This window comes from Streptomyces sp. NPDC048191 (assembly GCF_040652655.1).
GTDB lineage: Bacteria > Actinomycetota > Actinomycetes > Streptomycetales > Streptomycetaceae > Streptomyces.
The window spans coordinates 175,991-201,352 of record NZ_JBEZMO010000012.1 but is presented as its reverse complement, the minus strand read 5'-3'; the positions used below and the strand labels follow the sequence as shown (position 1 = coordinate 201,352).

Below are 25,362 nucleotides of genomic sequence, written 5' to 3'. Positions count from 1 at the left end.
GGTCACATCAGGGTAGTGTGCCCCGGTGACCACGCAATCGAACACTCCGGCAGGCTGGTACCCGGATCCGCACGGAGCGCCGCAGACGCTCCGCTACTGGGACGGCGCGCAGTGGACCCAGCACACCAACCCGGCGCAGGCACCCGCCGGTCAGGTTCCGCCGCAGCAGGCGGCTCCCCAGCAGCAGGCAGTCCCCCAGCAGTACGGCGCCCCGCAGGCGCAGACCGCCGACCCCAAGGTGCAGCGCCAGGTGCAGCAGCAGGCCGGGGTCGCGGCCGGCGGCCCCGGCGGCGGCACCCTCTTCACCGAGCCCGTCCTGGTCGTGAACCAGAAGGCCAAGCTGATCGAGGTGACCAACGAGTACAAGGTCATGGATCAGAACGGCCGCGACATCGGCTCGGTCACCGAGGTCGGCCAGGGCGTACTGAGGAAGATCTTCCGTTTCGTCTCCAGCTGGGACCAGTTCCTGACCCACAAGCTGGAGATCCGGGACGCCTACGGCCAGCCGCAGCTGCTGCTGACCCGGCCCGCGAAGATCTTCAAGTCCCGGGTCATCGTGACGCGCCCGGACGGCTCGCAGGTCGGTGAGATCGTCCAGCAGAACATGATCGGGAAGATCAACTTCGCGATGAACGCGAACGGCCAGCAGGTCGGCGCGATCAAGGCGGAGAACTGGCGGGCCTGGAACTTCGCGATCGTCGACCACGCGGACAACGAGGTCGCCCGGATCACCAAGACCTGGGAAGGTCTCGCCAAGACGCTCTTCACGAGCGCGGACAACTACGTCCTGCAGATCCACTACCAGCTGCCCGAGCCGCTGCTGAGCCTCGTGGTGGCGACGGCCCTGACCGTCGACACCGCCCTCAAGCAGGACTCGCGGGGCTGGAACTGAGCGGGCCCCGACGGGGGAGGACAGGACAGGAGAAGCACGGTACGGCGGCGGCCGGCGCACACGGAGCACGTGCGCACCGGCCGCCGCCGTGTGTCGTGACCGGGCGTCCGGGCGCTCCCGGACGTCTCCAGCACACGGCCCCGCTCCACGGCTAGGCGGCGAACGCGTCGACGCCCGTCAGTTCCGCCGACAGGTCCCACAGCCGGGCCGCCTGTTCGGGGTCGGTCGCCCAGTCCTTGACGCCGAGTCGCTCCTCGCCCTCCGGCGCGCGCTCGGCGACGTCGCAGTCCTCCAGATAGACGCCACCGAGCCCGTCCAGCTGCGGCGAGGTCGCCGCCCACACCTGGGTGGCCGCACCCTGCTGCGGGGTCTTGAAGCCCTCGGGATTGAGCACGTTGCCGTCCTCGTCGATCCAGCCGCGCTCGATCATCTCCTCCTTGGGCAGGTGCCGTTGGAGCGGGGTGATGATGCCGCCCGGGTGCAGGGCGAAGGCGCGGACGCCGGCGTCCCGGCCGAGCTTGTCGAGCTGGACGGCGAACAGGACGTTGGCGGTCTTGGCCTGGCCGTAGGCCTCCCACTTGTCGTAGCCCTGCCGCCAGTGGACGTCGTCCCAGCGGATGCCGGAGAAGTGGTGGCCGCGCGAGGAGACGGAGACGACCCGGGCACCGCCCGGTGCGATCGCGGGCCACAGGCGGTTGACGAGGGCGAAGTGACCGAGGTGGTTGGTGGCGAACTGGGCCTCCCAGCCGGGCCCCACCCTGGTCTCCGGGCAGGCCATGATCCCGGCGCTGCCGATCACGATGTCGATGGTGCGTCCGGAGGCCAGGAACCGCTCGGAGAAACGGCGCACGCTCTCCAGGTCGCCGAGGTCCAGCTCGTCCAGCTCGACTCCCGAGACGCCGGCCAGCGCCTGTTCGGCGGTGGCCGGGCGGCGGGCGGGCACGACCACGTGGGCGCCGGCCTTCACCAGCGAGCGGGTGGTCTCCAGGCCGATGCCCGAGTAACCACCCGTGACGAGGGCGAGCTTCCCGGTCAGGTCGATGCCCCGTAGGACGTCGTCGGCGGTGCTGGTGGCGCCGAAACCCGACCCGATCTTGTGCTGTGCAGTACTCATGCCGGGAACGCTACGAATTCGAGTGCTCTCGAAGTCAAGCGGCCGAGCGGGCGTCCGGGTGGCCGTACTCGGGTGCGGGACCGGTCATGGCGCAACGGCCCCGGTCGGCTCAGAGGGCCGTCAGATGGCCGGGCTGTTCCGGCTGCCGGGGCACCAGTGCCGGTTCGGTGGCCGCCGTGCCCGGTTCCAGGGCCAGAACCGCGGCCACGGGGTGGTCGTCGGTCTCGTGCACCGGTTCCGGCGTGACCCGGGTGAGCAGCACCACACCCCAGGAGGCCAGGGCCGCGCCGGACAGGGCCAGCAGCACACCGGCGGGGCCGCCCTGGAGGCCCTGGCCGAGCAGGGTCAGGCCGATGACCGCGGCGGCCACCGGGTTGGCGAGGGTGACCACGGCCAGCGGCGCGCCGAGCCCGCCGCGGTAGGCGGTCTGGGACAGCAGCAGCCCGCCGACGGCGAACGCGGCGACGAGCACGGCGACCACGATCACCTCGGTGCTCAGGGCCGGGCCCGTGCGGTCCGTGGCCGCCACGGTCACCGTCTGGGTCAGCGCCGAGGCGACACCGGAGGCGAAACCGGACGCCGTCGCGTGCCTCAGGCCCGGGCGGGCGCCGGGCCAGGAGAGCATGCCGATCGCGGCCGCGGTCGTCCCCGCGACGGTCAGCGCCTGCGTCAGCGACAGCACCCGGGCGGGCGCCGGACCGGAGGCGGTGACGAGCAGTGCGCCGAGCCCGAGCAGGGTCAGCGCCGTACCGCGCCACTCCGCCGTGCTGACCCGGCGCCCGGCCGCCCGGGCGCCGAGCGGTACGGCCGCGACCAGGGTGAGCGCGCCCAGCGGCTGGACGAGGGTGAGCGGGCCGTACTTGAGGGCCACGACGTGCAGCAGGGCGGCGGCCGCGTTCAGGCCGACCGCCGACCACCAGGCGCCGGTGCCGAGCAACCGCAGCAGGCCGGTGCCCTGGCTGCGGGAGGCGAGGCGTTCCTGGGCGACGGCGGCCAGCGCGTAGGCGACCGCCGAGACGAGGGAGAGGGCGACGGCGACCAGGGCGGCGGCGCTCATCGGCCCGCTCCCGCCAGGACGCTCTCGCGCGGCGCGAGCCGGCCGGCGCCGCGTGCCGCCGTGGTGGCCGTCCGGTGCGGCGGATGGATGACGGCGAGGGCGACGCCGAGCATGGCCGTCGCGACGATCGCGTCGAGCCAGTAGTGGTTCGCCGTGCCCACGATCACCAGCAGGGTGACCAGCGGGTGCAGCAGCCACAGCCAGCGCCACCGGGACCGGGTGGCCACGATCAGGCCGACGGCCACCATCAGCGCCCAGCCGAAGTGCAGCGACGGCATCGCGGCGAACTGGTTGGACAGGTGGTCGCTGGACGGCGGGCCGTACACGGACGGGCCGTACCGGCGGGCGGTGTCGAGCAGTCCGGTGCCGGTCAGCATCCGCGGCGGGGCCAGCGGGAACGTGAACGGCAGCACCAGCGCGGCCGTGGTGACGACGGCCAGGACCCGGCGGGCCCACACATAGTGCGCGGGCCGTCTGAGGTACAGCCAGACCAGGAAGGCGAGCGTCGCAGGGAAATGAACGGTGGCGTAGTAGGTGTTCGCCAGGTGGACGAGGGCGTCGCCGTGCAGCAGTGCGGACTGCACGGCGTTCTCGTGCGGGAGGTGCAGCGCGCGCTCCAGGTCCCACACGCGGTGGGCGTTGTGGAAGGCGTTCGCGGTGTGCCCCGTGGCCAGTTGCCGGCCGAGCTTGTAGACGAGGAAGAGCCCCGCGACGAGCAGGAACTCGCGCAGCAGCGCCGGGCGCGCTATCGCGTCCGGCGGTTCCGCTTCTGCCTCTGCAGGCTCGGTTCGGGCATTCATCCCCCGGCCCCTTCGCTGACGGTGGTGCGTGTGGTGGTGCATGAGCCCCCGGTTCTGGGCCGGAACTCATCGATACGTCCCCGTACCGATACGTCAGTGTACCGATACGGCGGAGTACCGGTACACTGGCGTATCGATTGATGTGCGACACACTGGAGAAAGGGTCGGCGGCCCGGCTTGCGCCGAGTTCGAGCGAGCCGCGCAGGAACGACCGCCGGACACGAGTGAGGGGAAGCACCGCATGACGTCGCAGGCCGATGACGAACCGGAGACGGTCGTCGCCTCGCGCCGCTCCAAGATCACGCCGGAGCGTGAGCGGGAGTTCTTCGACGCCGTGCTGGAGCAGATCCGCGAGTGCGGTTACGAGTCGGTCACCATGGAGGGCGTCGCCGCCACCACCCGGTGCAGCAAGTCCACGCTCTACCGGCAGTGGAAGACCAAGCCCCAGTTCGTCGCGGCCGCACTGCGGGCCAGCCACCGGGTGCGCTTCGCCGGCATCGACACCGGATCGCTCGCCGAGGACCTGCGCCAGGCCGCACGGACCGCTGGGACCTGGTCCGACAAGGACACCAAGCTGCTGCAGGCGCTGGGGCACGCCTGGACGGCCGACAAGGAACTGGCCGAGGCGCTGCGCGAGGCGCTGGTGTATCCGGAGATCGCCGCGCTGAGGGCGATGCTCGCGCGGGGCGCGGAGCGGGGCGAGATCCCGGCGGACCATCCGGCGCTGGAGTACATCCCGGCCATGATGTTCGGCGTCCTGCGCGTCCGGCCGGTGCTCAGCGGCCAGTACGCCGACGCCGACTATCTGACCCGGTTCGTGGAGGCCACCGTGCTGCCCGCACTCGGGCTGACATGAGACCCAGGCCGCCGTTCACGGGATGACTGAACGGTGACCTGCCCGCGCCGCACCGTGGGGACGGGGGCGGCGCGCACCCCCCGGCCGGGTGGGGCTCCTCTTGAGCGGAGGGGAGTCCCACCCGGCCGCACCATGCCGCCGGGGCCGGCGATCAGACGTCCTGGCCGTTCCCGCCGCCGGACGAGACCTTGATCCCCTTCAGTATCTCGTCGATGACCGACGTCTTCTGCCCGACGTCGATGCCGAAGCGCACCACCACGATCCGCTTGGCGTCGTCGGGCGAGGGGAAGGCGACGGACTCCACATAGCCGTCCGCGCCCTTGCTGGTGACCGCCTTCCAGCGCACCATGTAGCCCTTCTGCCCGGCCACCGTCACCGCCCCGGAGCCCAGTACCCGGTGCGAGGTGATGCTCCCGTAGGTGGTGCCGCCGTAGGACTCCTTCGCGTTGGCCGCGACGTCCGCGCGGGCGACCTGCTCGGCCGTGTCGCCCTTGGTGCCCAGCGCCTCCGCCGGAGCGCTGTAGGCGCCGCCGGAGGTGCAGGTCTGGGCGGAGTTGCCCGGGCACTTGTAGGAGTCGTCGGAGGTCACCTGCGCTCCGACGCTGATCGTCTGCCCCGTCCAGCCGTTCGGCACCGGCAGGCTGATGCCGTTGACCGGGTCCGGCACGTCGCCGCCGCCCGCGACCTTGGGCGCCTCGGACTGGTTCGGCGACGGCGAGGCCCCGCCGGAACCGCCCGGGCCGCCGGAACCGCCGGAGCTCCCCGAGCCCCCGGACCCGCCCTGGCCGCCGAAGCCGCCGCCCGGCCCGCCGTTCTGCCCGCCCGTGGCACCCTGCTGTGACCCGGCACGGCCGGCGTGGCCACCGGTGTCCTTGGTGAGAGCCCACACGCCGACGCCGATGCAGGCCAGTACCGCGGCCGCCGCCGTGACGGCCACGCCCGTGCGCACGCCGCGCCGGGCCCCGGACCGCGGCGGGACGGGGTAGCCCGGATACGCCGGGTAGCCGGGCTGCCCGCCGTACGCGGGGGGAGCCGAGGGCGCCGCCGGATGTGCCGGCTGCGGGCCGCCGGCCGCCGGCGGCTGCGTCGGGGGACCCCATGCGGCGGCCGTCCCGGCGGGGCGGGTCTGGTCCGTCCAGGCCTTGCCGTCCCACCAGCGCTCGGTGGGCGGACCGTCGTTCGTCTGCCCGGGGTCGGGGTACCACCCGGGGGGAGTCACCTGCGTCATGCCCCCACCGTATGAGGCGACCGTGAAAGTGTGATGAGAGGATCCGGCGCCAAACGGCCGGACCGGGCATTTCGGCACCGGGTTTTTTCCCGCGGCCCTGTCACGGCTGCCGGGCACCACGCTCCTGCGTCCTCGGTCCGCCCTCTCCGCCGGGAACGGCATCGGCGGTGTGCGGCGCGCACCGGCGGGCGCGAGCGGCTCCCAAGGCTCCTGGCCGGCTCCGGAATACGGACGTCCCCGGCCGGACGCGGTCGCCCTGGTCCCGCCGGCGGACCACACCGCCTCCGTCACCACCCGGCCACCGCCGGGCCGGGGCTCGCCGACGCCCGCCCTTCGCCGCGGACGGCCAGGTCGGCCGCGGGCACCCGGCGTGCAGCGGCGGCCCGCCCGCCTGTCGGCTCCGGCTCCGGCCGCGCCCGGTGCGGCTCCGGGTCCAGCCGGTCGCCCGGTACGCCCGCCACCGAGCTCCGAATCGCACGGCCCGGCCCGGTGCCCTTGGCCGTAGTGCCGTCCGGCGTGACCGCAGGGGCGGGGCCGCGCGGTTCGGGGCAGTCGCCATGCCCGGTCGGCGGGCGACAACAGGTCGGCCGCGCTGGTCGTCGGATCCACCCCTGACGAACCGTCAACTGCCTCATCCTGCCCCATGATTCGCCATCCGCCCCGACGGCGTACCACTCGGCGAAGTCGTGGTGGTTGACGCTCCGTCCGCTGCTGACCGGCTGCTCTGGGCGCGTGTGCGTCGCCTGACCGCACCCACTTTCACCCGGCGGGGCAACAGCTGCCCCGACCGGCCACCGGACGTCGCACCGGACGGCTACGCTCGTGTTCAGTACGTCATTCGGGCGACCTGGGGAGGTATCGGGATGACGGAGGTACGGCCGCCGACGGCCGGCTCGGCTGCCCTGTGGGAGCGGGACGCGGAGATCGCCGCCGTCGCGCAGGCACTCGACCTCCTGTGCGCCGACCAGTCCTCCGCGGGCAGCCTGCTGGTCATCCGCGGCGAGGCGGGGCTCGGCAAGACCGCGCTGCTGGCCGAGACGCGCCGCATCGCGGAACGCCGCGGCTGCACCGTGTGGTCCGCGCGCGGCGCGGAGACCCTGAGGTCCGTCCCGTTCAACGTGGTGCGGCAACTGCTCCAGCCCGGGCTGCTGTCCTTACTGCCCGAGGAGGCCCGCGAGTACCTCGGCGACTGGTACGACATCGCCGGCCCCGCCCTCGGCATAGCCGACCCGCAGGAGGGCAGCGCCGACCCGCAGTACGTGTGCGACGGACTCGTCGCCGCCGTACGCCGGCTAGCCCGCCGCGAGTGGCCGCTCGTGCTGCTGATCGACGACGCGCACTGGGCCGACCAGGAGACCCTGCGCTGGCTCGCCGCGTTCGCCGAACGCCTGGACGACCTCTCCGTCCTGGTCGTGGTCGCCCGCCGCCCCGGCGAGGTCAGCGGCGACAGCGCCCGCCACCTCGACGCGGTGGCCGCAGCCGCGGGCAGCCCCGTCAGCACCCTGCGGGCCCTCACCCCCGACGCGGCCGCCGGCCTCACCCGCGCCGCCCTCGGCCGGCAGGCCGACGACGCGTTCTGCCGCGAGGTCTGGGCCGTCACCGCGGGCAACCCCTACGAGACCACCGAGCTCCTCGCCAAGGTGCAGGACAGCGAACTGCCGCCGGTGGAGTCCCGGGCCGGCGAACTGCGCGCCCTGAACCGTGCCGCCCGCGGCGGCGGACTGGTCGACCGGCTCAAGGGGCTCGGCCTGGAGGCCACCCAGTTCGCCTGGGCGGCCGCCATCCTCGGCACCGGCATCACCGTCGACATGGTCGCCCGCCTCGCCACCATGGACGAAGCCGTCGCCCGGCATTGCGCCGAACTGCTGTGCGCCGCCCGCATCCTCACCGAACCCGACCCCGCGTCCGGCGTCGAACGCGAGGAGGGCGAGCTGGAGTTCGTCCATCCGCTCATCGCCACCGACGTCTACAACTCCATCCCGTCCGGCGTGTGCACCGCCATGCACGGCGTCGCCGCCCAGCTCATCACCGAGCTGGGTCGCGGTGCCGTCCAGGCCGCCCGGCACCTGCTGAAGGTGCACCCGGACGGCGACGAGGAACTCGTCGAGCAGCTGCGCGAGGCCGCCCGCGAGCACCTCGCCGTCGGCGCCCCCGACGCGGCCCGGACCTGCCTCGAACGCGCCCTGCAGGAGCCGCCGCTCCCCGAGGTCCACGCCCACGTGCTGTTCGAACTCGGCTGTGCCACCCTGCTCACGGCACCCGCCGTCACCATCGACCACCTCCAGTACGCCCTCGGCATCCCCGGGCTCGACGGCGAGCGGCGGGTGGACGCGGTGGTCCGGCTCTCCCAGGCCCTGCTCCACAACGACCAGCTGGAGGAGGCCGTCCGCACGGTCGAGGCGGAGGCCGCCCGGCACGAACCCGGACCCGTCAGGATGCGGCTGCAGGCCGTGCAGTTCATGTGGGAGGGCATCCACGGCGAGACCGTCTCCCCGGCCCGCTCTCGGCGCCTGGCCGAACTCGCGAGCATCTGCACCGGCCGTGACAACGCCGAACGCGCCCTGCTCATCCTGCGCGGCTTCGACGCCATGACGCACGGCGAGAGCGCCGACGAGGTCCTCCAACTGTGCGACCGCGCCCTGGTCAACGGCCGGCTGGCACCCGGCCTCGGCTGGACCGACCAGGAGTGGGGCATGGAGCTGCTGATGATGCTCGGCAGCGCGTACGCCTACGCCGACCGGCTCGACCGCGCCGAGAGCCTCTTCGCCGAGGCCCTGCGCGCCTACACCACCGTCGGCTGGCGCGGCGGCCACCTCTCCCTCGCCAACGCCTTCCTCGGGCTGGCCTACCGCAGGCAGGGCCGGCTGCGCGACGCCGAGTCCACCCTGCGCGAGGCCCTGGTCCTCGCCGAACGCGTGGGCCGCCGGCTGCCGTTGTACTGGTCGGCTACCTGCGGACTGGTGGACACCCTGCTGGCCCGTGGCCGCGTCGACGAGGCCTGGTCGATCGCCGAGCAGTACGGCTTCGCGCCGCCCTACCCCTCCACGATCGTGCTGCCCGACATCCGCTGCGTGCGCGGCCGGCTGCTGCTCGCCGTCGGCCGCACCGAGGAGGGCGTCAACGAGCTGGAGGCCGCCGAGAAGACGGCCGCCTCGCGCGGCGGCCACAACCCGGTCCTCTCGCCCTGGTCCATCGACCTCGCCAAGGCCCTCGCCGACCAGGACCCGGCCCGTGCCGCGCAGCTCGCCGCCGACGCCCGCCGCCAGGCCGAGCGCTTCGGCACGGACACCGCCATCGGCGAGGCCCTGCGCTGTGCCGCCGCCCTGGAGACGGGCGGCCGTGCCGCACAGCTCGCCGCGCAGGCCGTCACCTACCTGGAGGCCTCGCCCTGCCAGTACGAACACGCGGCGGCCCGCGTCGAGTACGGCATCGCCGCCCGCTCCGTCGCGGAACTGGGCCGGGGCCTGGACCTCGCCCGGGCCTGCGGCGCGGAGGGGCTCGTGGCCCAGGCGAGGGAGGTGCTGGAGACCGGGCGGGGACTGCGGTAGGGGGTGCCTCACACCGTGAGCAACTGCTCCGTGACGGCCGCGAGCCGCTTGCGCACCTCCGGGTCGTACGTCTCCTCGTGCGCCCTGGCCGGCCGGGTGCCGTCGTAGTAGCCCCCGCTGCCCAGCTCCTGTGTGGCCAGCGCGAGGACACCCGGTGCGCCGTCGGCGACCGAGTTCCACGGGGCGATGGCGCTCTCCCGGACCATCGCCGTGTCCATGAAGGTGGCCGGGTGCAGGACGTTGACCGCCACCCCGCTGTCCGCGAGTTCCCCGGCGAGCGTGAACGTGTGCGCGGCGAGGGCGAACTTGCTGCGGCAGTACGCCGACATGCCGCTGTAGCCGCGGGTGAGCTCCGGGTCGGCGACGTCGAGGGGTTCCTGGCCGGCCGAGCCGACGTTCACGATCCGGGCGGACGCATGGGCCCGCAGGACCGGCAGCAGGGACCGGGTGAGGACGACGGGCGCGAGATAGTTCACGGCGAGCCGCAGTTCGTGGCCGTCGGCGCTCAGCTCCCGCCCGGAACCGGGCGTGCCGCCGCCGACCCCCGCGTTGTTGATCAGCACGGCGAGGCCGGGATGCGCCTCGGCGACCCGGGCGCCCAGCTCGCGCACCTCGGCGAGGCGGGCCAGGTCGGCGACGAAGCCCTCCGCCTCGCCCTCGGTCCGCAGCTCCGCGACCAGCCGCTCGGTGCGCGCCTGGTCGCGGCCGTGGGCGAGGACGACATGGCCGGAGCGGACCAACTCGAAGGCGACGTACCGGCCGAGCCCGGAGGTGGCACCGGTGATCAGAATCGTGGACATGCTTCCACCCTAGGCACGGCCCGGCGCCGGAAGGGGGGTGCTGTTGACGCTACGACCAAGGGGGTCACCCTCGGCCCTGGACTTCCCCGTCCTCCTCGGCAAGGACCCGCCGGGCCGTCGCGAAGGCGGAGTTGGCGGCCGGCACCCCGCAGTACACGGCGGTCTGCAGCAGCACCGCGCCGATCTCCTCCTGCGTCAGCCCGTTGCGGCGCGCCGCCCGGACGTGCATCGCCAGCTCCTCGTCGTGGCCGTGGGCGACCAGCGCGGTCAGGGTGATCATGCTGCGCTCGCGCCGGGACAGCGTCGGATCGGTCCAGATCTCGCCCCAGGCGTAGCGGGAGATGAAGTCCTGGAACCGGGCGGTGAACGGGGTCTGCCGGGCCTGGGCCCGGTCCACGTGCGCGTCACCCAGCACCTCCCGGCGCACCGCCATCCCGCTCGCCGGCGGACCGTCGAGCTGGGTGCGCAGCGCGGTCAGCACGGCCCGCGGGCACTCGGCGGGCGCCAGATGGGAGGCGCCCGGCAGCTCCACCAGCGTCGAACCGGGCACGGCGTCGGCGATCTCCCGCAGATGCGGGGGCGGTGTCGCGGGATCCTGCCTGCCCGCCACGAGGAGCGTCGGTACGGCGATCTCGCCGAGCCGTTCGCGCAGGTCGAACGCGGCGAGCGCGTCGCAGCAGGCGGCGTACGCCGCCGGGTCGGCCTCCCGCTGGTCCCGGACCAGCCCGGGCACGGTGAACCCGGGGGTGAACCAGCGTGCGTCGGCGCTCTCCACCAGCCACTCCACGCCCTCCCGGCGCACCCGTTCGGCCCGTTCCCGCCAGGCCGTGCCGCCGCCGAAGTGGGCGGAGGAGCACAGCACCGCCAGGGAGGTCAGCCGGTCGGGGTGGTGCACGGCCAGATGGAGGCCGACGGCGCCGCCGAGGGAGACGCCCGCGTAGGCGAACCGGTCGATGCCGAGCGCGTCGGCGAGGGCCAGCACCAGCGCGGCGAGGTCGCCGACGGTCGCGCCCGGCCCGATGAGGTCCGGCGCCGACCCCCCGTGGCCCGGCAGGTCCCAGCGCACCACGCGGTGACCGGCCGACAGTTCGGGCGCGACCGCGTCCCACAGGGCGTACGAGGTGCCCAGCGACGGACCCAGCAGCAGCGGGGGAGCGGAGGCCGGGCCTTCTTCCAGACGGTTGAGAAGTGGTGCGGTCAACGTCGCTCCAGGGCACGGTCGGTGAGGAAACCGGCGAAACCGGTGTAGTGGGCCGGGTCGGCGAGGTCGGTCAGGTCCAGGTCGAGATCCTTCAACTCCGGCTGCTCGGCCAGAATTTCGGCCAGCTGCCGGCCCTCGGTGTGGGTGCGCCGGGCGATTTCGGTGAGCAGCTCCCTGGCCCGGGCGCGGCCGAGACGGGGTGCCAGGGCGGCGGACAGCCGCTCGGAGACGACCAGTCCCCGGGTGAGGTCCAGGTCGCGGCGCATGGCCTCGGCGTGCACGCGCAGCCCCTCGGCGAGGTCGGCCGCGTCCCGGGCCGCGCCGCCGGTCAGCCGGAGCAGGTCGCGCAGCGGTTCCCATTCGGCGTGCCAGGCGCCCGCCGGCCGTTCGTCCGGGGCGGCGAGGCAGCCGTAGAGCGTGGCCGCGAGCTGCGGGGCGCGGCGCGCGGCGGCCGAAAGGAGGGTGGCGCGCACGGGGTTGGCCTTGTGCGGCATGGCGGACGAACCGCCGCCGCTGCCCTCGGTCACCTCGCCGGTCTCCGTGCGCGACAGCGCCAGCACGTCCTCCCCGATCCTGCCCAGGGCTCCGGCCGTGAAGGCCAGACAGCCGGCCAGGTCGGCGACGGGAGTGCGTAGGGCGTGCCAGGGCAAGGTCGGTGCGGCCAGCCCGACCTCACGGGCGTACGCCGTGGTCAGCTCGGCCGCGTCCCGGGCGCCGTACGCCTCGAAGGCGGCCAACGTCCCGGCGGCGCCGCCGAGTTGGACGGGCAGTGTGGCACGCACCCGGGTGCTGCGGTCCCGGGCGTCCAGGACCAGCGAACGCCAGCCGGCCGCCTTCAGGCCGAACGTCGTCGGCACCGCGTGCTGGGTGAGCGTACGGCCCGGCATCGGTGTGTCCCGGTGCGCGGCGGCCAGCCGGGCCAGCGCGCGCTCGGTGCGGTCGAGACCGGCGCGGACCAGGTCCAGGGTGCGCGCGGCGACCAGCATGGTGGCGGTGTCCAGGATGTCCTGGCTGGTCGCTCCCCGGTGCACATAGGGGCCGTACGGCTCACCCACCGCCGCGGTGAGGTCGGCGACGAGCGGGATGACCGGGTTGCCGCCCGCGCGGGCGCGTTCGGCGAGGGAACGCACGTCGAACCGGGCGGCGTCGGCCGCCCCGGTCACCGCCTCGGCGGCCCCGGCCGGGGCGAGGCCCAGCGCGGCCTGCGCGCGCGTCAGCGCGGCCTCGGCGTCCAGCAGGGCCCGCAGGTAGGCGCTGTCACCGGTCGCCCGAGCGGCCGGGGAGCCGGCCCACCCGGGGGCGAGCAGGCCGGTGTCGCCGTCGTCCGGGGGCGCCTCCCGTCCGAAGGGCGGCCGGGTCACCGGTACTCCAGGAAGACCGTCTCGCCTTCGCCCTGGAGGCGGATGTCGAAACGGTAGGTGCCCGCGCCCTCGTCGCCCGCGATCAGGGTGTCGCGCCGGTCGCCCACCCGGGCGAGCAGTGGATCGGCGGCGAGCACGGCCTCGTCGCCCGGCAGATAGATCCGGGTGAACAGGTGCACGAGCAGACCGCGCGCGAAGACACAGACGCTGAGGTAGGGGGCGTTGTCCCCGCGGGCGCCCGGGCGGAGCGTACGGGCGTACCAGTGGCCGTCGGCGTCGGTCTGGATCCGGCCCCAGCCGGTGAACTCCACGCCGTTGCGGCCGAGATACCCGCCGGTGGCCGGATCGCGCCGGAGGGAGCCGTCCACCTGTGGGACGGTACCGTCGGGGTGCGGGCCCCACAGCTCGACGAGTGCGTCCGGCAGCGGCCTGCCCTCGCCGTCCAGGACGTACCCGTGGACGGTGATCGTGTCCGGATGGCCGAGCGGCGCGATCTCCTCGCCGCCGCGGAAGGGCAGGGCGTAACCGTAGAAGGGCCCGACCGTGTGGGACGGGGTGGGCAGCACCTGCTCCGGGATGCTCGTGTCGGTCGTCGTCATGGCGGTCAGTGTCCTTCCTCGGTCCAGGTGGCGGCCGGGCCGTCCAGCACGATGTCCCACTGGTAGCCGAGCGAGAACTCCGGCACCGACAGATTGTGGTCGTAGGTGGCGATCAGCCGCTGCCGGGCCGCGTCGTCCGTCACCGACTGCAGGATCGGGTCGTACGGGAAGAGCGGGTCGTTCGGGAAGTACATCTGCGTCACCAGCCGCTGGGTGAACGCCGTGCCGAACACCGAGAAGTGGATGTGGGCGGGGCGCCACGCGTTCACGTGGTTGCGCCACGGGTAGGGGCCGGGCTGGATGGTGGTGAAGTGGTAGCGCCCCTCGGCGTCGGTGAGGGTGCGGCCGACGCCGGTGAAGTTCGGGTCGAGCGGGGCGTCGTGCTGCTCGCGCCGATGGGCGTAGCGGCCGGCGGAGTTGGCCTGCCAGATCTCGATCAGCTGGCCGCGCACCGGGCGCCCGTCGCGGTCCAGCAGCCGGCCGGAGACGGTGATGCGCTCACCGATCGGCTCGCCCCGGTGGTGCCGGGTGAGATCGTTGTCGATCCCGGTGACGTCGCGCTCCCCGAAGGCGGGGGAGTGCAGCTCGACGAGTTCGGGGTCCTGAACCGTGTCGATGGCGACCAGGGGCTGCTTGGGGTGGCGGAGCAGCGAGGAGCGGTAGGGCGCGTAGTCGCGGCTCGGGTGGTGCTCGACGGGGGCGCCGTCGGCGACGCGCTTCTCGTACGCGGCGTGCTGGGCGGCGATCTCGAGGTCGATGTCCTGCTGGGTGAGAGCCATGGGGGTACCTGATGCTTCCTTGGCGTTCGAGGACGGAGTCCTAGCGGTCCGGGACGAGGGCGAGGGCGAGGCCTCGGCGGACGCCGGCGCCGGCCGGATCGGTGTCGTGGCGGGCGGTGTCGACGGCGTAGTCCGCGTTCACCTTGTTGACCGGGTTCACAGCAGCTTCGCCGGGATGGTCAGTTCCGCGTCGGTGCGGGCGACGACGTCGTCGACAGTCACGCCGGGCGCGGTCTCCACCAGGGCGAGACCCCGCTCGGTGACGTCCAGCACCGCAAGGTCGGTGATGATCCGGTTCACACACGTCTTGCCGGTGAGCGGCAGCGTGCACTCCTTGACGATCTTCGCCGAGCCGTCCTTCGCGGTGTGCGTCATCACCACGATCACCCGACGGGCCCCGTGCACCAGGTCCATCGCCCCGCCGATCCCCGTCACCAGCTTCCCCGGCACCGCCCAGTTGGCCAGGTCGCCGCCGGCGGACACCTGCATCGCGCCGAGGACGGCGACGTCGATGTGCCCCCCGCGGATCATCGCGAACGACAGCGCCGAGTCGAAGAAGGACGCGCCCGGCAGCACCGTCACCGTCTCCTTGCCGGCGTTGATCAGATCCGGGTCGACCTGGTCGTCCGTCGGGTACGGCCCGGTGCCCAGGATCCCGTTCTCCGACTCCAGGACCACCTCCACACCCGGCGGCAGGTGGTTCGGGATCAGCGTGGGCAGGCCGATGCCGAGATTGACGTACTGCCCGTCGCGCAGTTCACGCGCCGCGCGGGCGGCGATCTCCTCACGCGCCCAGGCCATCAGCTGCTCACCGTCCGACGCTCGATCCGCTTGTCCGCCGCCTGCCGCGGGGTCAGTGCCACGACCCGCTGCACGAAGACGCCCGGCAGGTGCACCGCGTCCGGGTCGATCGCTCCCGGCTCGACCAACTCCTCCACCTCGGCGATCGTGACCCTCCCGGCCATCGCCGCCAGCGGGTTGAAGTTCCGCGAGGACCTGTTGAACACCAGATTGCCGTGCCGGTCGCCCCGTGCGGCCCTGACCAGCGCGAAGTCGGTACGGATGGCCCGCTCCAGTACGTACTCGGCGCCGTCGAACTCGCGTACCTCCTTCGGGGGCGAGGCCAGCGCGACCCCGCCCTCGCCGTCGTAACGCCACGGCAGCCCGCCCTCGGCGACCTGGGTGCCCACTCCGGCCGGTGTGTAGAAGGCGGGGATACCGGCACCGCCCGCCCGCAGCCGCTCGGCCAGCGTGCCCTGGGGGATCAGCTCCAGCTCCAGCTCGCCCCCCAGATACTGGCGGGCGAACTCCTTGTTCCCACCGATGTAGGAACCGGTCACCCGGGCGATCCGCCCCGCCGCCAGCAGCACCGCGAGACCCGACTCCATCGCCCCGCAGTTGTTCGACACCACGCTCAGCGCGCCGACCCCGCGCTCGTACAGCGCCTCGATCAGCACGTTCGGCACACCGCTCAGCCCGAACCCGCCCACCGCGAGGGACGCGCCGTCCGGGACATCGGCCACCGCCTCCAGGGCCGTGGCGACCACCTTGTCCATCCGTGAAGCCCCATCTCCGCGCAGTTAATCAGCGCACTGAGTATTTCAGCGAGACGTTTCACACGCTGCCACCGCAGGGGATGCCCGTCAAGGCATGGACTCTTTGCGATTTCCGCGGAAGACATGAGGTCCGCCGGGCGGGTATCGTTCAGTGCACCAACGAAGTGATCAGGGGGTGCACATGGCCGCGGTGGACCTCACCACCCACCCCGGGCACCTGGCCCGGCGGCTCCAGCAGGCGCACTACCTGCTGTGGAACACGATGGTCTCCGAGGAGATCACCTCGCCGCAGTTCGCGGTCATGAACGCGCTCGTCGCCGAGCCGGGCCTCGATCAGCGGACCGTGGGGGAGCGGGTGGGCCTGGACCGCTCCACCATCGCCGAGGTCATCAGCCGGCTCGGCCGCCGCGGGCTGCTCACCAAGGTGCGCGACCCGCAGGACGGCCGGCGTTTCCTGCTCCGCCTGACCGACGACGGCCTGCGCACCCACCGCAAGCTGACGGTGCGCACCGCCCGGATGAACCAGGTCTTCCTCGCGCCGCTGTCCGCCGAGGAGCAGACCGTGTTCCTCGACCTGATCCGCCGGGTCGCGGACGCGGCCGAGGGCCTGCGCAACCCGGCCGAACCGCTGGCGGCGCGGGGCTGAACCGGGCCTGTACGGCGGATCACGGCGCCGGTGCGAACACCACCCACACCGGTCCGTCGGCGAAGTTCATGCGGCTGCCGTCCGCCGCCGTGAACGTCGTCCCGCCCGTCGCGGCCGGCCGCGACCAGGAGGCCGCGAACGACCGGCCGTCGCGCAGCACCTCGGCCTTGCCCGAGCCGACCGTCTCGGTGTACGGCGTGTGATTGCCGAGCGCGTCGTGGTACCGGGAGCTGTGGATCCGCACGTGCTGCACGACGACCGTCGCCGCCACCACCCGCCCGCTGTCCGTCGTCACGGTGGGCGTGCCGTCCATCGCGACCAGCCAGCCGTGCCGCCCGGCGGACCAGGTGAAGGTGAAGCGGGCGGCCGGGTAGCGGACGGTGCGCGAGGTCGTGGGGGTACCGCCGGACGGGGCCGGGCCGTAGCTGAAGCCGGTCGTCAGCGCCGCCTTGCCGGGGGGTGACGGCAGCAACCGGGCGGGGTGGAGATAGAGGTTGTGCGGGGCGGCCCTGCCCGCGCCCCGGTAGTAGGCGGCCGGGGCCCGGTCGGGGGACTCGGCCCGCAGCGGAGCCCTGCCGATCAGCGGCAGCAGCTTGTGCTGGGCACCGGAGAAGGCGAGCGTCGGCCGATGGAACTGGTGCAGCAGCTCCAGATCGGACTCGCGGGCGCTGCGGACCGGTCCGACGGTTGCCGGGAGCCGGGTCGCGTACACCGCCATCAGCCGGCTCAGACCGCCCTCCACCTGCTCGGCGTACACCACGTCCGCCGCGCCGAGCCCGGTCTGCGGGCGGGCCGCCGGCACGTTGTCGATCTTCACGGCGAGCGGCGAACCGGCGACCGCGGGCGCCGGCGCCGGAGGTGCCGTGGGCGTCGGGGTGGGGGTGTGCTGCGGGGCGCGGTCGTCGTCCCGGCCGCGGTGGCTACAGCCGGCCGTGAGGGAGACGGTCAGCGTGGTGGCCAGTACGGCCGCCGTCAGTACCGCGCGTCGCGTGCGCGCTCTGTGTCCCATGCCCACCCTGGCACCCCGTTCTTTTGTCTGATTGTGCGCTCATCGGCTCATCGCTGGCCATACCCGAACGTTTACGGCCATGCGCGTTCCGTGGGCCGAACGGGTGCCCGGGACGACTCCGGGGAGCGGCGAGACCGGGGAGCGGCGAGACCGGGCGCGTGCGGCTACGGGCGAAGACCGGCAGCCCGCCCGCGGACGGGCAGCCCCCCGCCTGCCGCCGGAGTCGAGCCGTCAACGGGGGCCGAACCCGAACCGGGGTCCCGGCGGGGCGCGGCCCGGCGCGGATCGAGGACCTCGGCGGGGTGTTGCCTTTGCCTGGTCGGTGGCCTTCGGTGGCCTTCGGTGGCCTTCGGTGGCCTTCGGCGGATGAGGGCGTGCCGGGCCACGGCCTCCCGCGGGTCGGGGCCTCCGGCCGGCCGGGGCGCCGGCGGCCCGGAGTCTCCGCCGGATCGGCCCCTCGCCGGGCCGGATCCCCCGGTGGATCGTGGCCGCTCGGCGCCGCCTTCCACGGGCCGGACTCGCTGGCGGGGCGCGGCGCCGGGAAGTCGGCGGCCGGGTCGGAGTGAGGGGTTCGGTGCAGGTGGGCGGGGGTACCCGGGCGCCACCGCGAAACGCCCACGCGACCGAGGGAGCGGGACCCATGAAGGCAGTCACCTGGCACGGCAGGCGGGACGTCCGCGTCGAGGACGTGCCCGACCCGCGGATCGAGGAGCCCACCGACGCCGTCATCCGCATCACGTCCACCGGGCTGTGCGGCTCGGACCTGCACCTGTACGAGGTCCTCACCCCGTTCATGACACCGGGCGACATCCTCGGGCACGAACCGATGGGCATCGTCGAGGAGGTCGGCCCCGGAGTGCCGGACCTCAAGGCCGGGGACCGGGTCGTGGTGCCGTTCCAGATCGCGTGCGGCACCTGCTGGATGTGTCTCACCGGACTGCCGACCCAGTGCGAGACCACCCAGGTCACCGGCGAGGGCATGGGTGCCGCCCTGTTCGGCTACACCCGCCTGTACGGCGCCGTGCCCGGTGCCCAGGCCGAGTATCTGCGGGTGCCCCAGGCGCAGTTCGGGCCGATGAAGGTGCCCGAGGGCCCGCCGGACGACCGTTTCGTCTACCTCTCCGACGTACTGCCCACCGCCTGGCAGGCCGTCGAGTACGCGGGCGTCCCGCCCGGCGGCACCCTCGCCGTCCTCGGCCTCGGCCCGATCGGTGACATGGCGTGCCGGATCGCCAAGGCCCGCGGCGCCGAGCGCGTGTTCGGCATCGACCTGGTGCCCGAACGGCTCGCCCGTGCCGACCGGGACGGCGTGGAGACCTACGACCTCAGGGCCTTCGACGACGAGAAGGCGCTGGTCCACGCCATCCACGACGCGACCGGCGGCCGCGGCCCGGACGCCGTGATCGACGCCGTCGGCACCGAGGCCCACGGCAGCGCCGCCGCCAAGCTCGCCCAGACGGCCACCGGGATGCTGCCCCGCAAGCTCAGCGGGCCCCTCGCCGAACGCTTCAGCGTCGACCGGCTCGCCGCGCTCCACATGGCGATCGACCTGGTCCGGCGCGGCGGCACCATCTCGCTGAGCGGTGTGTACGGCGGCATGGCCGACCCGATGCCGATGCTCACCCTGTTCGACAAGCAGATCCAGCTGCGCATGGGCCAGGCCAACGTCCGCCGCTGGAGCGACGAGATCATGCCGTACCTGACCGACGAGGACCCGCTGGGCGTCGAGGACTTCGCCACCCACCGGATGCCGCTCGCCGAGGCAGCGCACGCCTACGACATGTTCCAGCACAAGCAGGACGGCGCCATCAAGATCATCATGCAGCCGTAGGACCGGGCCGGCCGGCCTCAGCCGCGGTCCTTCTCGCCGAGGATCTCCGCCAGGTCGTAGCGCACCGGCTCCTCCAGCTGGGCGTACGTGCAGCTCTCCGGCGTGCGGTCCGGACGCCAGCGGCGGAAGCGGGCGGTGTGCCGGAAGCGCTGCCCGTTCTCCATGTGGTCGTAGGCCACCTCGGCGACCCGCTCCGGACGCAGCGGCACCCAGGACAGGTCCTTCTTGCCGGACCAGCGGCTCGGCGCACCCGGCAGCCGGGCCGTCTCATGGGCGGTCTCGTCCGACCAGGCCGCCCACGGGTGCCCGGCCACGTCGTCCATGCGCAGCGGCTCCAGCTCCTCGACCAGTTCGGCCCGCTTCTTCATGGCGAAGGCGGCGGACACGCCCACGTGCTGGAGCCCGCCCCGGTCGTCGTACAGCCCCAGCAGCAGCGAGCCGACCACCGGACCGCTCTTGTGGAAGCGGTACCCGGCCACCACCACGTCCGCCGTCCGCTCGTGCTTGATCTTGAACATGGCGCGCTCGTCCTGGAGATAGCGCAGGGTGAGCGGCTTGGCGACGACCCCGTCGAGCCCGGCACCCTCGTACTGCTCGAACCACTCGTGCGCCACGTCGAGATCCGTCGTCGCGGGTGCCACGTGCACCGGCGGCGGCGCGTCGGCGAGCGCCCTTTCCAGCAGGGCGCGGCGGTCGGTCAGTTCCACGTCGAGCAGTGACTCGTCGTCCAGGGCGAGCAGATCGAAGGCGACGAAGGAGGCCGGGGTCCTCTCCGCCAGCATCCGCACCCGGGAGTCGGCCGGGTGGATCCGCTCGGTCAGCGCGTCGAAGTCCAGATGTCCCTCCCGCGCGATCACGATCTCCCCGTCCAGCACGCACCGCTCGGGCACCCGCTCCTTCAGCGCCGCCACCAGCTCGGGAAAGTACCTGGTCAACGGCTTTCCGGTACGGCTGCCCAGCTCGACCTCGGCCCCGTCCCGGAAGACGATCGCCCGGAACCCGTCCCACTTGGCCTCGTAGTGCATGCCCGGCGGGATCTTCGCCACGGACTTGGCGAGCATGGGCTTCACGGGCGGCATCACCGGCAGATCCATGCCTCCGATTCTGCTCGCACACCTCCCCTGCCGCCCGGTGTGCGAGCCGTGCGGGGTGCGCCTACCGTGGCCGCATGGGTGCTGCGGTGGAACTGGAGGCCGGCGGCCGTACCGTACGGCTGTCCAGCCCGGACAAGGTCTTCTTCCCTGAACGGGGTTTCACCAAGCTGGACCTCGCGCGGTACTACGTCGCCGTCGGCCCCGGCATCCTGCGCGCACTGCGCAACCGCCCCACCACCCTGGAGCGCTACCCGGACGGCGTCGGCGGGGAGTGGTTCTTCCAGAAGCGGGCCCCGAAGGGCATGCCCGACTGGATCCCCACCGCCCACATCACCTTCCCCAGCGGCCGCAGCGCCGACGAGATGTGCCCCACCGAGCAGGCCGCCGTCGTCTGGGCCGCCCAGTACGGCACGCTCACCTTCCACCCGTGGCCGGTGCGCGCCACGGACGTCGACAGCCCCGACGAGCTCCGCATCGACCTCGACCCGCAGCCCGGCACCGACTACGCGGACGCCGTCCGCGCCGCCCACGAACTGCGCGCCGTCCTGGACGAGTTCGGTGGGCTGCGCGGCTGGCCGAAGACCTCCGGCGGCCGCGGCCTGCACGTCTTCGTCCCGATCGAACCGCGCTGGACCTTCACCCAGGTGCGCCGCGCCGCGATCGCCGTCGGGCGGGAGATGGAACGCCGGATGCCCGACCACGTGACCATCAAGTGGTGGAAGGAGGAGCGGGGCCGGCGCATCTTCCTCGACTACAACCAGACGGCCCGCGACCGCACCATCGCCTCCGCCTACTCCGTGCGCCCCCGCCCGAACGCCCCCGTCTCGGCGCCCCTGCGCTGGGAGGAGGTCGGGGTGGCGCGCCCGGCCGACTTCGACCTCGCCACCATGCCGGCCCGCTTCGCCGAACTCGGCGACGTGCACGCCGACATGGACGACCACGCGTACTCCCTGGACGCCCTGCTGGAGCTGGCCCGCCGCGACGAACACGACCACGGCCTGGGCGATCTGCCGTACCCGCCGGAGTACCCGAAGATGCCCGGCGAACCGAAACGGGTCCAGCCGAGCCGGGCCCGGCGGGAGGAGGCGACCTGAGGGCGCCGCTCGGTGCCGGGCCGCGAAGCCTGCCGGAGCGGGGGAGATGATGGGATGCCGGGAGCAAGTGCCCTCGCCAGATGGGCACTTGGCGTGGCTTCGCGACGCGAGGGAGGCGGGCGTGCTCGACGAGTTCGACGGATTCCCCGGCGCGCCGTACCCCACGCTGCCCCAGACGCGTGCCGCCGTCCCACCGGCCGTGCCGCAGCGCGGCGTGGACAGCGGGCGTCCCCCTCCCCGCACCGGCCCCGGTGACGCGGGCTCGCACCCCACGGCGCGGCTCCGCGGGCACTGCTGGCCGAGTGCGACGGCGGCGCGGCGACGGACCCGGACCGGGTCGTCCGCGGCCCAGGCGCTCACCCACCGACCGGAACTGGTCCGGGCCGTCCACGCCCACACGACGACCACCGGCAGGGCACCCGACTACCCCTGGCCGCGTGGCTCGCCGCCCCCGGCAACGCGGACGACCTGCCCGCCCTGCCACGGACGACCCCGGCGGTCGGCTGAGCGTGCGGCACGCGTCCGGCTGCGGCCGGGCGGTGCGTTCGGGCCGCCCGGGGCCACCGCCCCGGCGCGGGGCCGGCTGCGGCGGGCGGGGGCACGCACCCCGCCCCTGACCGCGGCCCGTGACCGGAGGATCATGCGGGGACGACCCGTGTGCTGACCCGCGGTCAGCTGGAGGCCGTGCTCGAGCCCGCGGCCTGTCTCACCGCCCTGCGCGACGGCTTCCGCGAGCGACGATCGACCTGCTGGACCGACCCGCGGCCTCCCCTCCGCCCTTCGGCTCCGGGCCGACCGTGGCTCACACGAGGTCGAGGACCCACCACTCGGTGGCCGCCTCGTCCTGGACGTAGAGCCGGGAACCGCGGGAGACGATCCGGTTGCGGCGGCCGAGCGGGGCCCCGTCGGGGCGCAACAGCCGCTGCCGGGCCACCAGCTCCACGGTCTCACCGGTCAGGCGGCAGTCGGCGATCCGGTCGTGGTCGTCGCGGTACCCGCCGAAGAACACCACCCGGCCACCGCGCACCGCGAGACCGACCGCACCGCGCACCGGATTCCGCCACACCCGGACCGCACCGGCCGGATCGATCCGCAGCAGCGGGAAGCCGGTGTAGGGGCAGGCCCAGGCCGTCCGGCCGGTCACGTTCAGCGCATAGCAGTCGGAGATCGCGTCCGCTCCGGGCACCGGCCGGTACGACCACAGGCGTTCGCCGGTGGCGCTCCAGCGGTTGAGGCCGGGCGTGCTCAGCTCGTCGTTGCCGTAGACCCCCTCGTCGAAGTGGCCGACCCACAACGCGTCGGTCTCGTCCGCCAGGAGGTGCTCGACCCCGTCCCCTACCCGGAAGGCGTGGGTGGGACGGCCGAAGGCGTCGAAGACCTGCACCTGTCGCTCGTCGCCCGGACGCGATCGGAGGGCCAGAAGCAGGAAGCCCCCGTCGGGCAGTGCCTCGATCCGCGGATGGCGGGGCAGCACCGCGGTCAGCTGCGTCTCCTGCGGGGCGCCGTCGCCCACGCTCACCACCAGGACGTCGCTGGGCGCGTCCGAGCTGCCGGGCCCAGGAGCGTGTTCGGTGAGCAGCCAGTGAGCCCGGCCTTGGGCGTCGACCGAGCTGTGCAGGATGTGGTGGTCGTGGTAGGCGCGCGGCAGCCGCGTGTACGGCGCGAGCCGCGTCTCGGGCCGGTCAGCCGCCATGGGCCTTTCTCGTGGTCGTCATACGGTGATCGTCGCCTGGCCCGCCGGTCGGGCGCAAGCCGTTTGCGCGGGCCGTGGGGCGCCCGCTCCGGTACGGCCGGCCGGGGAGCACCGCGGGTCCGTCGCCCGGCCTGGCCGAAGGCGTTGCCGGCGCACCGGCGGTGTCCCCGTCACGCGGTTATCCTGGCCGGCAGCCGCCGATGAGGAGTCCCGAAGTGACCGAGGGAGTGTCGCGTCCGACGCTGGAGGCCGTGGCCGCGCGGGCCGGTGTGTCCCGGGCCACCGTGTCGCGGGTGGTCAACGGCGGCGACGGGGTGCGCGAGTCCTTGGCCGAGCGGGTCCGGCAGGCCGTGGCGGAGCTGGGTTACGTGCCCAACCAGGCGGCGCGCAGCCTCGTCACCAGACGGCACGACGCCGTCGCGGTCGTCATCGCCGAGCCCGAGACCCGCGTCTTCGCCGACCCCTTCTTCGCCCTGCAACTGCGTGGCATCAGCAAGGAACTCACCGCCCACGACAACCAGCTGGTGCTGCTGCTCACCGAGGGCCGTGACGACCACGCGCGCGTGGCCCGGTATCTCGCCGGCGGCCATGTCGACGGGGCGCTCGTGTTCTCCCTGCACCTCGACGATCCGCTGCCCGGCCTCATCCATGACGCCGGTGTGCCCACCGTGTTCGGCGGCCGGCCCGACTGGGGCGACGCGGACCGGGCGGGCCGCTCCCCGCACCCCATCGGGGGTGACCCGGACGTGGTGTACGTCGACTGCGACAACCGGGGCGGGGCGCGGGCGGCCGTACGGCACCTGGTGAGCCTCGGCCGCACCCGCATCGCGCACATCACCGGCGCCCTGGACCAGACCTCGGCGGTGGACCGGCTCGACGGCTACCGGGACGTCATGGGCGAGGTGCCCGGTGGCGACGATCCCCGGCTGGTCGTGGAGAGCGACTTCACCCCCGCCGGCGGCGAACGGGCCATGCGCGGACTCCTCGACAGCTGCCCGGACGTGGACGCCGTGTTCGCCGCCAACGACCTCACCGCGCTCGGTGCCCTGCGCGTGCTGCGCGCGAGGGGGAGGCGGGTGCCCGAGGACGTGGCCGTGATCGGCTTCGACGACATGCTGCCCGTCGCCATGGAGGCCGACCCGCCGCTGACGACGGTCCGTCAGGACATCGAGGACATGGGCCGCCTGATGGCCCGCCTGCTGCTGCGCGGGCTGGCCGAGGGCCGCGACCGGACCGGGACCACGGCAGGGCCGCCCGCCGGTGGCGTGATCCTCCCGACCACGCTGATACGACGGGCCTCCGCCTGACCCGCCCTTGCGCCCCGGGCCTGCCTCACCCTTGCGGCGACTCGCTCTTGATCACCGCGAAGCGGGCGCCGTTCGGATCGGTGAACTTGGCCATGCGGCCGACGCCCTCCATGGTCGTCGCCGGCATGCGCACCGTGCCGCCGAGCCGCCGCACCTTGTCGACCGCCGTGTCGGTGTCCTCGACCTCGAAGTACGGCAGCCAGTACGGACCGCCCTCCGCCTCGGCCGGGGCGTCGGCCAGCGGCACGATCCCGCCGAACATGGCGTCCTCCCCGCCGTCGGCCGGGTTGACGCAGGTGTACGTCCCGCCCGGGAAGGGCACGCCGGAGGTCTCCAGGCCGAGCACCCGGTGGTAGAAGGCGGCGGCCGCCGCGACGTCCGCCGTGTACAGCTCCACCCAGCACAGTGAGCCCGGCTCGCCCGCCACGTCGACGCCCTTGGTCTGCCCCGGCTGCCAGATCCCGAAGGGCACGCCCGCCTGGTCGGCGAGAACCGCCATGTGCCCCTGTCCCAGCACGTCCATCGGCTGGAACAGCACGCTGCCGTGGGCCTGTTCGGCCGCCTTGGCGGTGGCCTGCGCGTCCGCGCTCCGGAAGTACACGGTCCAGGCCGGCGGGCCCTGACCGGGGCCGGACCGCATGCCGCCCGCGACGGTCCTGCCGCCGAGCTGGAAGAAGCCGTAGCCTCCGGCGTCGGGCCCCGCCGACTCGAAGTGCCAGCCGAAGAGGCCGCCGTAGAAGGAGACGGCGGCGTCGATGTCGGGGGAAGCGACGTCGATCCAGTTCGGAGCGCCGTTGACGAAACGGGTGGTGAGCATCTTCGCCCTCCTCGAAAGGGGTCCCGTCCTGTGCACTGCCGAGTCTGGCACCCCCCACTGACAATCGCCGCCGCAGCGGC

General features: G+C 73.6%; 22 protein-coding genes. 7 read left to right on the top strand and 15 right to left on the bottom strand.

The annotated features are described in order from the left end of the window. The first annotated feature begins 25 nt into the window (after window positions 1-25). Window positions 26-892 carry a phospholipid scramblase-related protein gene (locus tag AB0D93_RS21265; protein ID WP_362121447.1) on the top strand — a complete coding sequence of 289 codons (867 nt, stop codon included), beginning with the start codon at window positions 26-28 and terminating at the stop codon, window positions 890-892. 151 nt (window positions 893-1,043) lie between these two features. Here the strand turns inward: AB0D93_RS21265 and AB0D93_RS21260 are convergent, their stop codons facing one another. The 3 genes from AB0D93_RS21260 to AB0D93_RS21250 form a co-directional block, all read right to left on the bottom strand. Further along, entirely contained in the window at window positions 1,044-2,006 is a 963-nt protein-coding gene (locus AB0D93_RS21260) for an SDR family NAD(P)-dependent oxidoreductase (RefSeq protein ID WP_362121446.1), read from the bottom strand. Between the two features lie 109 nt (window positions 2,007-2,115). Beyond that, window positions 2,116-3,063 carry a hypothetical protein gene (locus tag AB0D93_RS21255; protein WP_362121444.1) on the bottom strand — a complete coding sequence of 316 codons (948 nt, stop codon included), beginning with the start codon at window positions 3,061-3,063 and terminating at the stop codon, window positions 2,116-2,118. After that, window positions 3,060-3,863, bottom strand: a complete 804-nt coding sequence (locus tag AB0D93_RS21250; protein WP_362121442.1) for a phosphatase PAP2 family protein — start codon at window positions 3,861-3,863, stop codon at window positions 3,060-3,062. The genes AB0D93_RS21255 and AB0D93_RS21250 overlap by 4 nt, the downstream gene beginning before the upstream one ends. 241 nt (window positions 3,864-4,104) lie before the next feature. Between AB0D93_RS21250 and AB0D93_RS21245 the strand changes: the two genes are divergently transcribed. Continuing rightward, window positions 4,105-4,719, top strand: a complete 615-nt coding sequence (locus AB0D93_RS21245; RefSeq protein WP_362121440.1) for a TetR/AcrR family transcriptional regulator C-terminal ligand-binding domain-containing protein — start codon at window positions 4,105-4,107, stop codon at window positions 4,717-4,719. Window positions 4,720-4,870: 151 nt separating this feature from the next. On the opposite strand, the gene AB0D93_RS21240 is transcribed toward AB0D93_RS21245, so the two are convergent. Further along, window positions 4,871-5,947, bottom strand: a complete 1,077-nt coding sequence (locus AB0D93_RS21240) for a DUF2510 domain-containing protein (protein WP_362121438.1) — start codon at window positions 5,945-5,947, stop codon at window positions 4,871-4,873. A gap of 863 nt (window positions 5,948-6,810) precedes the next feature. On the opposite strand from AB0D93_RS21240, the gene AB0D93_RS21235 reads away from it, so the two are divergent. Further along, window positions 6,811-9,495, top strand: coding sequence for an AAA family ATPase (locus AB0D93_RS21235; protein WP_362121436.1), 2,685 nt, complete (start codon window positions 6,811-6,813; stop codon window positions 9,493-9,495). Between the two features lie 8 nt (window positions 9,496-9,503). On the opposite strand, the gene AB0D93_RS21230 is transcribed toward AB0D93_RS21235, so the two are convergent. The 7 genes from AB0D93_RS21230 to AB0D93_RS21200 all read right to left on the bottom strand — a co-directional run bounded on the left by AB0D93_RS21230 (window position 9,504) and on the right by AB0D93_RS21200 (window position 15,791). Next, entirely contained in the window at window positions 9,504-10,295 is a 792-nt protein-coding gene (locus tag AB0D93_RS21230) for an SDR family NAD(P)-dependent oxidoreductase (RefSeq protein WP_362121434.1), read from the bottom strand. Window positions 10,296-10,359: 64 nt separating this feature from the next. Continuing rightward, entirely contained in the window at window positions 10,360-11,496 is a 1,137-nt protein-coding gene (gene pcaD, locus AB0D93_RS21225; protein ID WP_362121433.1) for a 3-oxoadipate enol-lactonase, read from the bottom strand. Beyond that, window positions 11,493-12,857, bottom strand: a complete 1,365-nt coding sequence (gene pcaB, locus AB0D93_RS21220; RefSeq protein ID WP_362121431.1) for a 3-carboxy-cis,cis-muconate cycloisomerase — start codon at window positions 12,855-12,857, stop codon at window positions 11,493-11,495. Before pcaB ends, pcaD begins: the two co-directional genes overlap by 4 nt. Next, window positions 12,854-13,456: a protocatechuate 3,4-dioxygenase subunit alpha gene (gene pcaG, locus AB0D93_RS21215; RefSeq protein WP_362121429.1), complete on the bottom strand. Its 603-nt coding sequence runs from the start codon at window positions 13,454-13,456 to the stop codon at window positions 12,854-12,856. The genes pcaB and pcaG overlap by 4 nt, the downstream gene beginning before the upstream one ends. Before the next feature lie 5 nt (window positions 13,457-13,461). Then, window positions 13,462-14,235, bottom strand: coding sequence for a protocatechuate 3,4-dioxygenase subunit beta (gene pcaH, locus AB0D93_RS21210; RefSeq protein ID WP_362121427.1), 774 nt, complete (start codon window positions 14,233-14,235; stop codon window positions 13,462-13,464). A gap of 156 nt (window positions 14,236-14,391) precedes the next feature. Beyond that, window positions 14,392-15,036 (bottom strand): 3-oxoacid CoA-transferase subunit B, encoded by a 645-nt coding sequence (locus AB0D93_RS21205; protein WP_362121425.1) that lies wholly within the window; start codon window positions 15,034-15,036, stop codon window positions 14,392-14,394. Then, window positions 15,036-15,791 (bottom strand): CoA transferase subunit A, encoded by a 756-nt coding sequence (locus tag AB0D93_RS21200; RefSeq protein ID WP_362121424.1) that lies wholly within the window; start codon window positions 15,789-15,791, stop codon window positions 15,036-15,038. The genes AB0D93_RS21205 and AB0D93_RS21200 overlap by 1 nt, the downstream gene beginning before the upstream one ends. A 181-nt stretch (window positions 15,792-15,972) precedes the next feature. Here AB0D93_RS21200 and AB0D93_RS21195 point away from each other — a divergent pair, with 181 nt between their 5' ends. Beyond that, window positions 15,973-16,437 (top strand): MarR family transcriptional regulator, encoded by a 465-nt coding sequence (locus tag AB0D93_RS21195; protein WP_362121422.1) that lies wholly within the window; start codon window positions 15,973-15,975, stop codon window positions 16,435-16,437. 19 nt (window positions 16,438-16,456) lie between these two features. Here AB0D93_RS21195 and AB0D93_RS21190 read toward each other — a convergent pair whose 3' ends face one another. Next, on the bottom strand, window positions 16,457-17,446 hold the full coding sequence (locus AB0D93_RS21190) for a DUF3048 domain-containing protein (protein WP_362121420.1): 990 nt from the start codon (window positions 17,444-17,446) through the stop codon (window positions 16,457-16,459). A 640-nt stretch (window positions 17,447-18,086) separates the two neighbouring features. On the opposite strand from AB0D93_RS21190, the gene AB0D93_RS21185 reads away from it, so the two are divergent. Next, complete coding sequence (locus AB0D93_RS21185; RefSeq protein ID WP_362121418.1) at window positions 18,087-19,277, top strand: zinc-dependent alcohol dehydrogenase; 1,191 nt, start codon at window positions 18,087-18,089, stop codon at window positions 19,275-19,277. Between the two features lie 17 nt (window positions 19,278-19,294). Here AB0D93_RS21185 and AB0D93_RS21180 read toward each other — a convergent pair whose 3' ends face one another. Next, the gene (locus AB0D93_RS21180) at window positions 19,295-20,371 is read right to left on the bottom strand and encodes an ATP-dependent DNA ligase (protein ID WP_362121416.1); all 1,077 of its coding nucleotides are present in this window, start codon (window positions 20,369-20,371) and stop codon (window positions 19,295-19,297) included. A 74-nt stretch (window positions 20,372-20,445) separates the two neighbouring features. Here AB0D93_RS21180 and ligD point away from each other — a divergent pair, with 74 nt between their 5' ends. Beyond that, entirely contained in the window at window positions 20,446-21,465 is a 1,020-nt protein-coding gene (ligD, locus tag AB0D93_RS21175) for a non-homologous end-joining DNA ligase (protein ID WP_362121414.1), read from the top strand. Window positions 21,466-22,267: 802 nt separating this feature from the next. Here ligD and AB0D93_RS21170 read toward each other — a convergent pair. Further along, entirely contained in the window at window positions 22,268-23,158 is an 891-nt protein-coding gene (locus tag AB0D93_RS21170) for a hypothetical protein (protein ID WP_362121412.1), read from the bottom strand. A gap of 215 nt (window positions 23,159-23,373) precedes the next feature. Between AB0D93_RS21170 and AB0D93_RS21165 the strand changes: the two genes are divergently transcribed. After that, complete coding sequence (locus AB0D93_RS21165) at window positions 23,374-24,465, top strand: LacI family DNA-binding transcriptional regulator (RefSeq protein ID WP_362121411.1); 1,092 nt, start codon at window positions 23,374-23,376, stop codon at window positions 24,463-24,465. A gap of 25 nt (window positions 24,466-24,490) precedes the next feature. Here the strand turns inward: AB0D93_RS21165 and AB0D93_RS21160 are convergent, their stop codons facing one another. Beyond that, on the bottom strand, window positions 24,491-25,282 hold the full coding sequence (locus AB0D93_RS21160; RefSeq protein WP_362121409.1) for a VOC family protein: 792 nt from the start codon (window positions 25,280-25,282) through the stop codon (window positions 24,491-24,493). Window positions 25,283-25,362 lie beyond the last annotated feature (80 nt).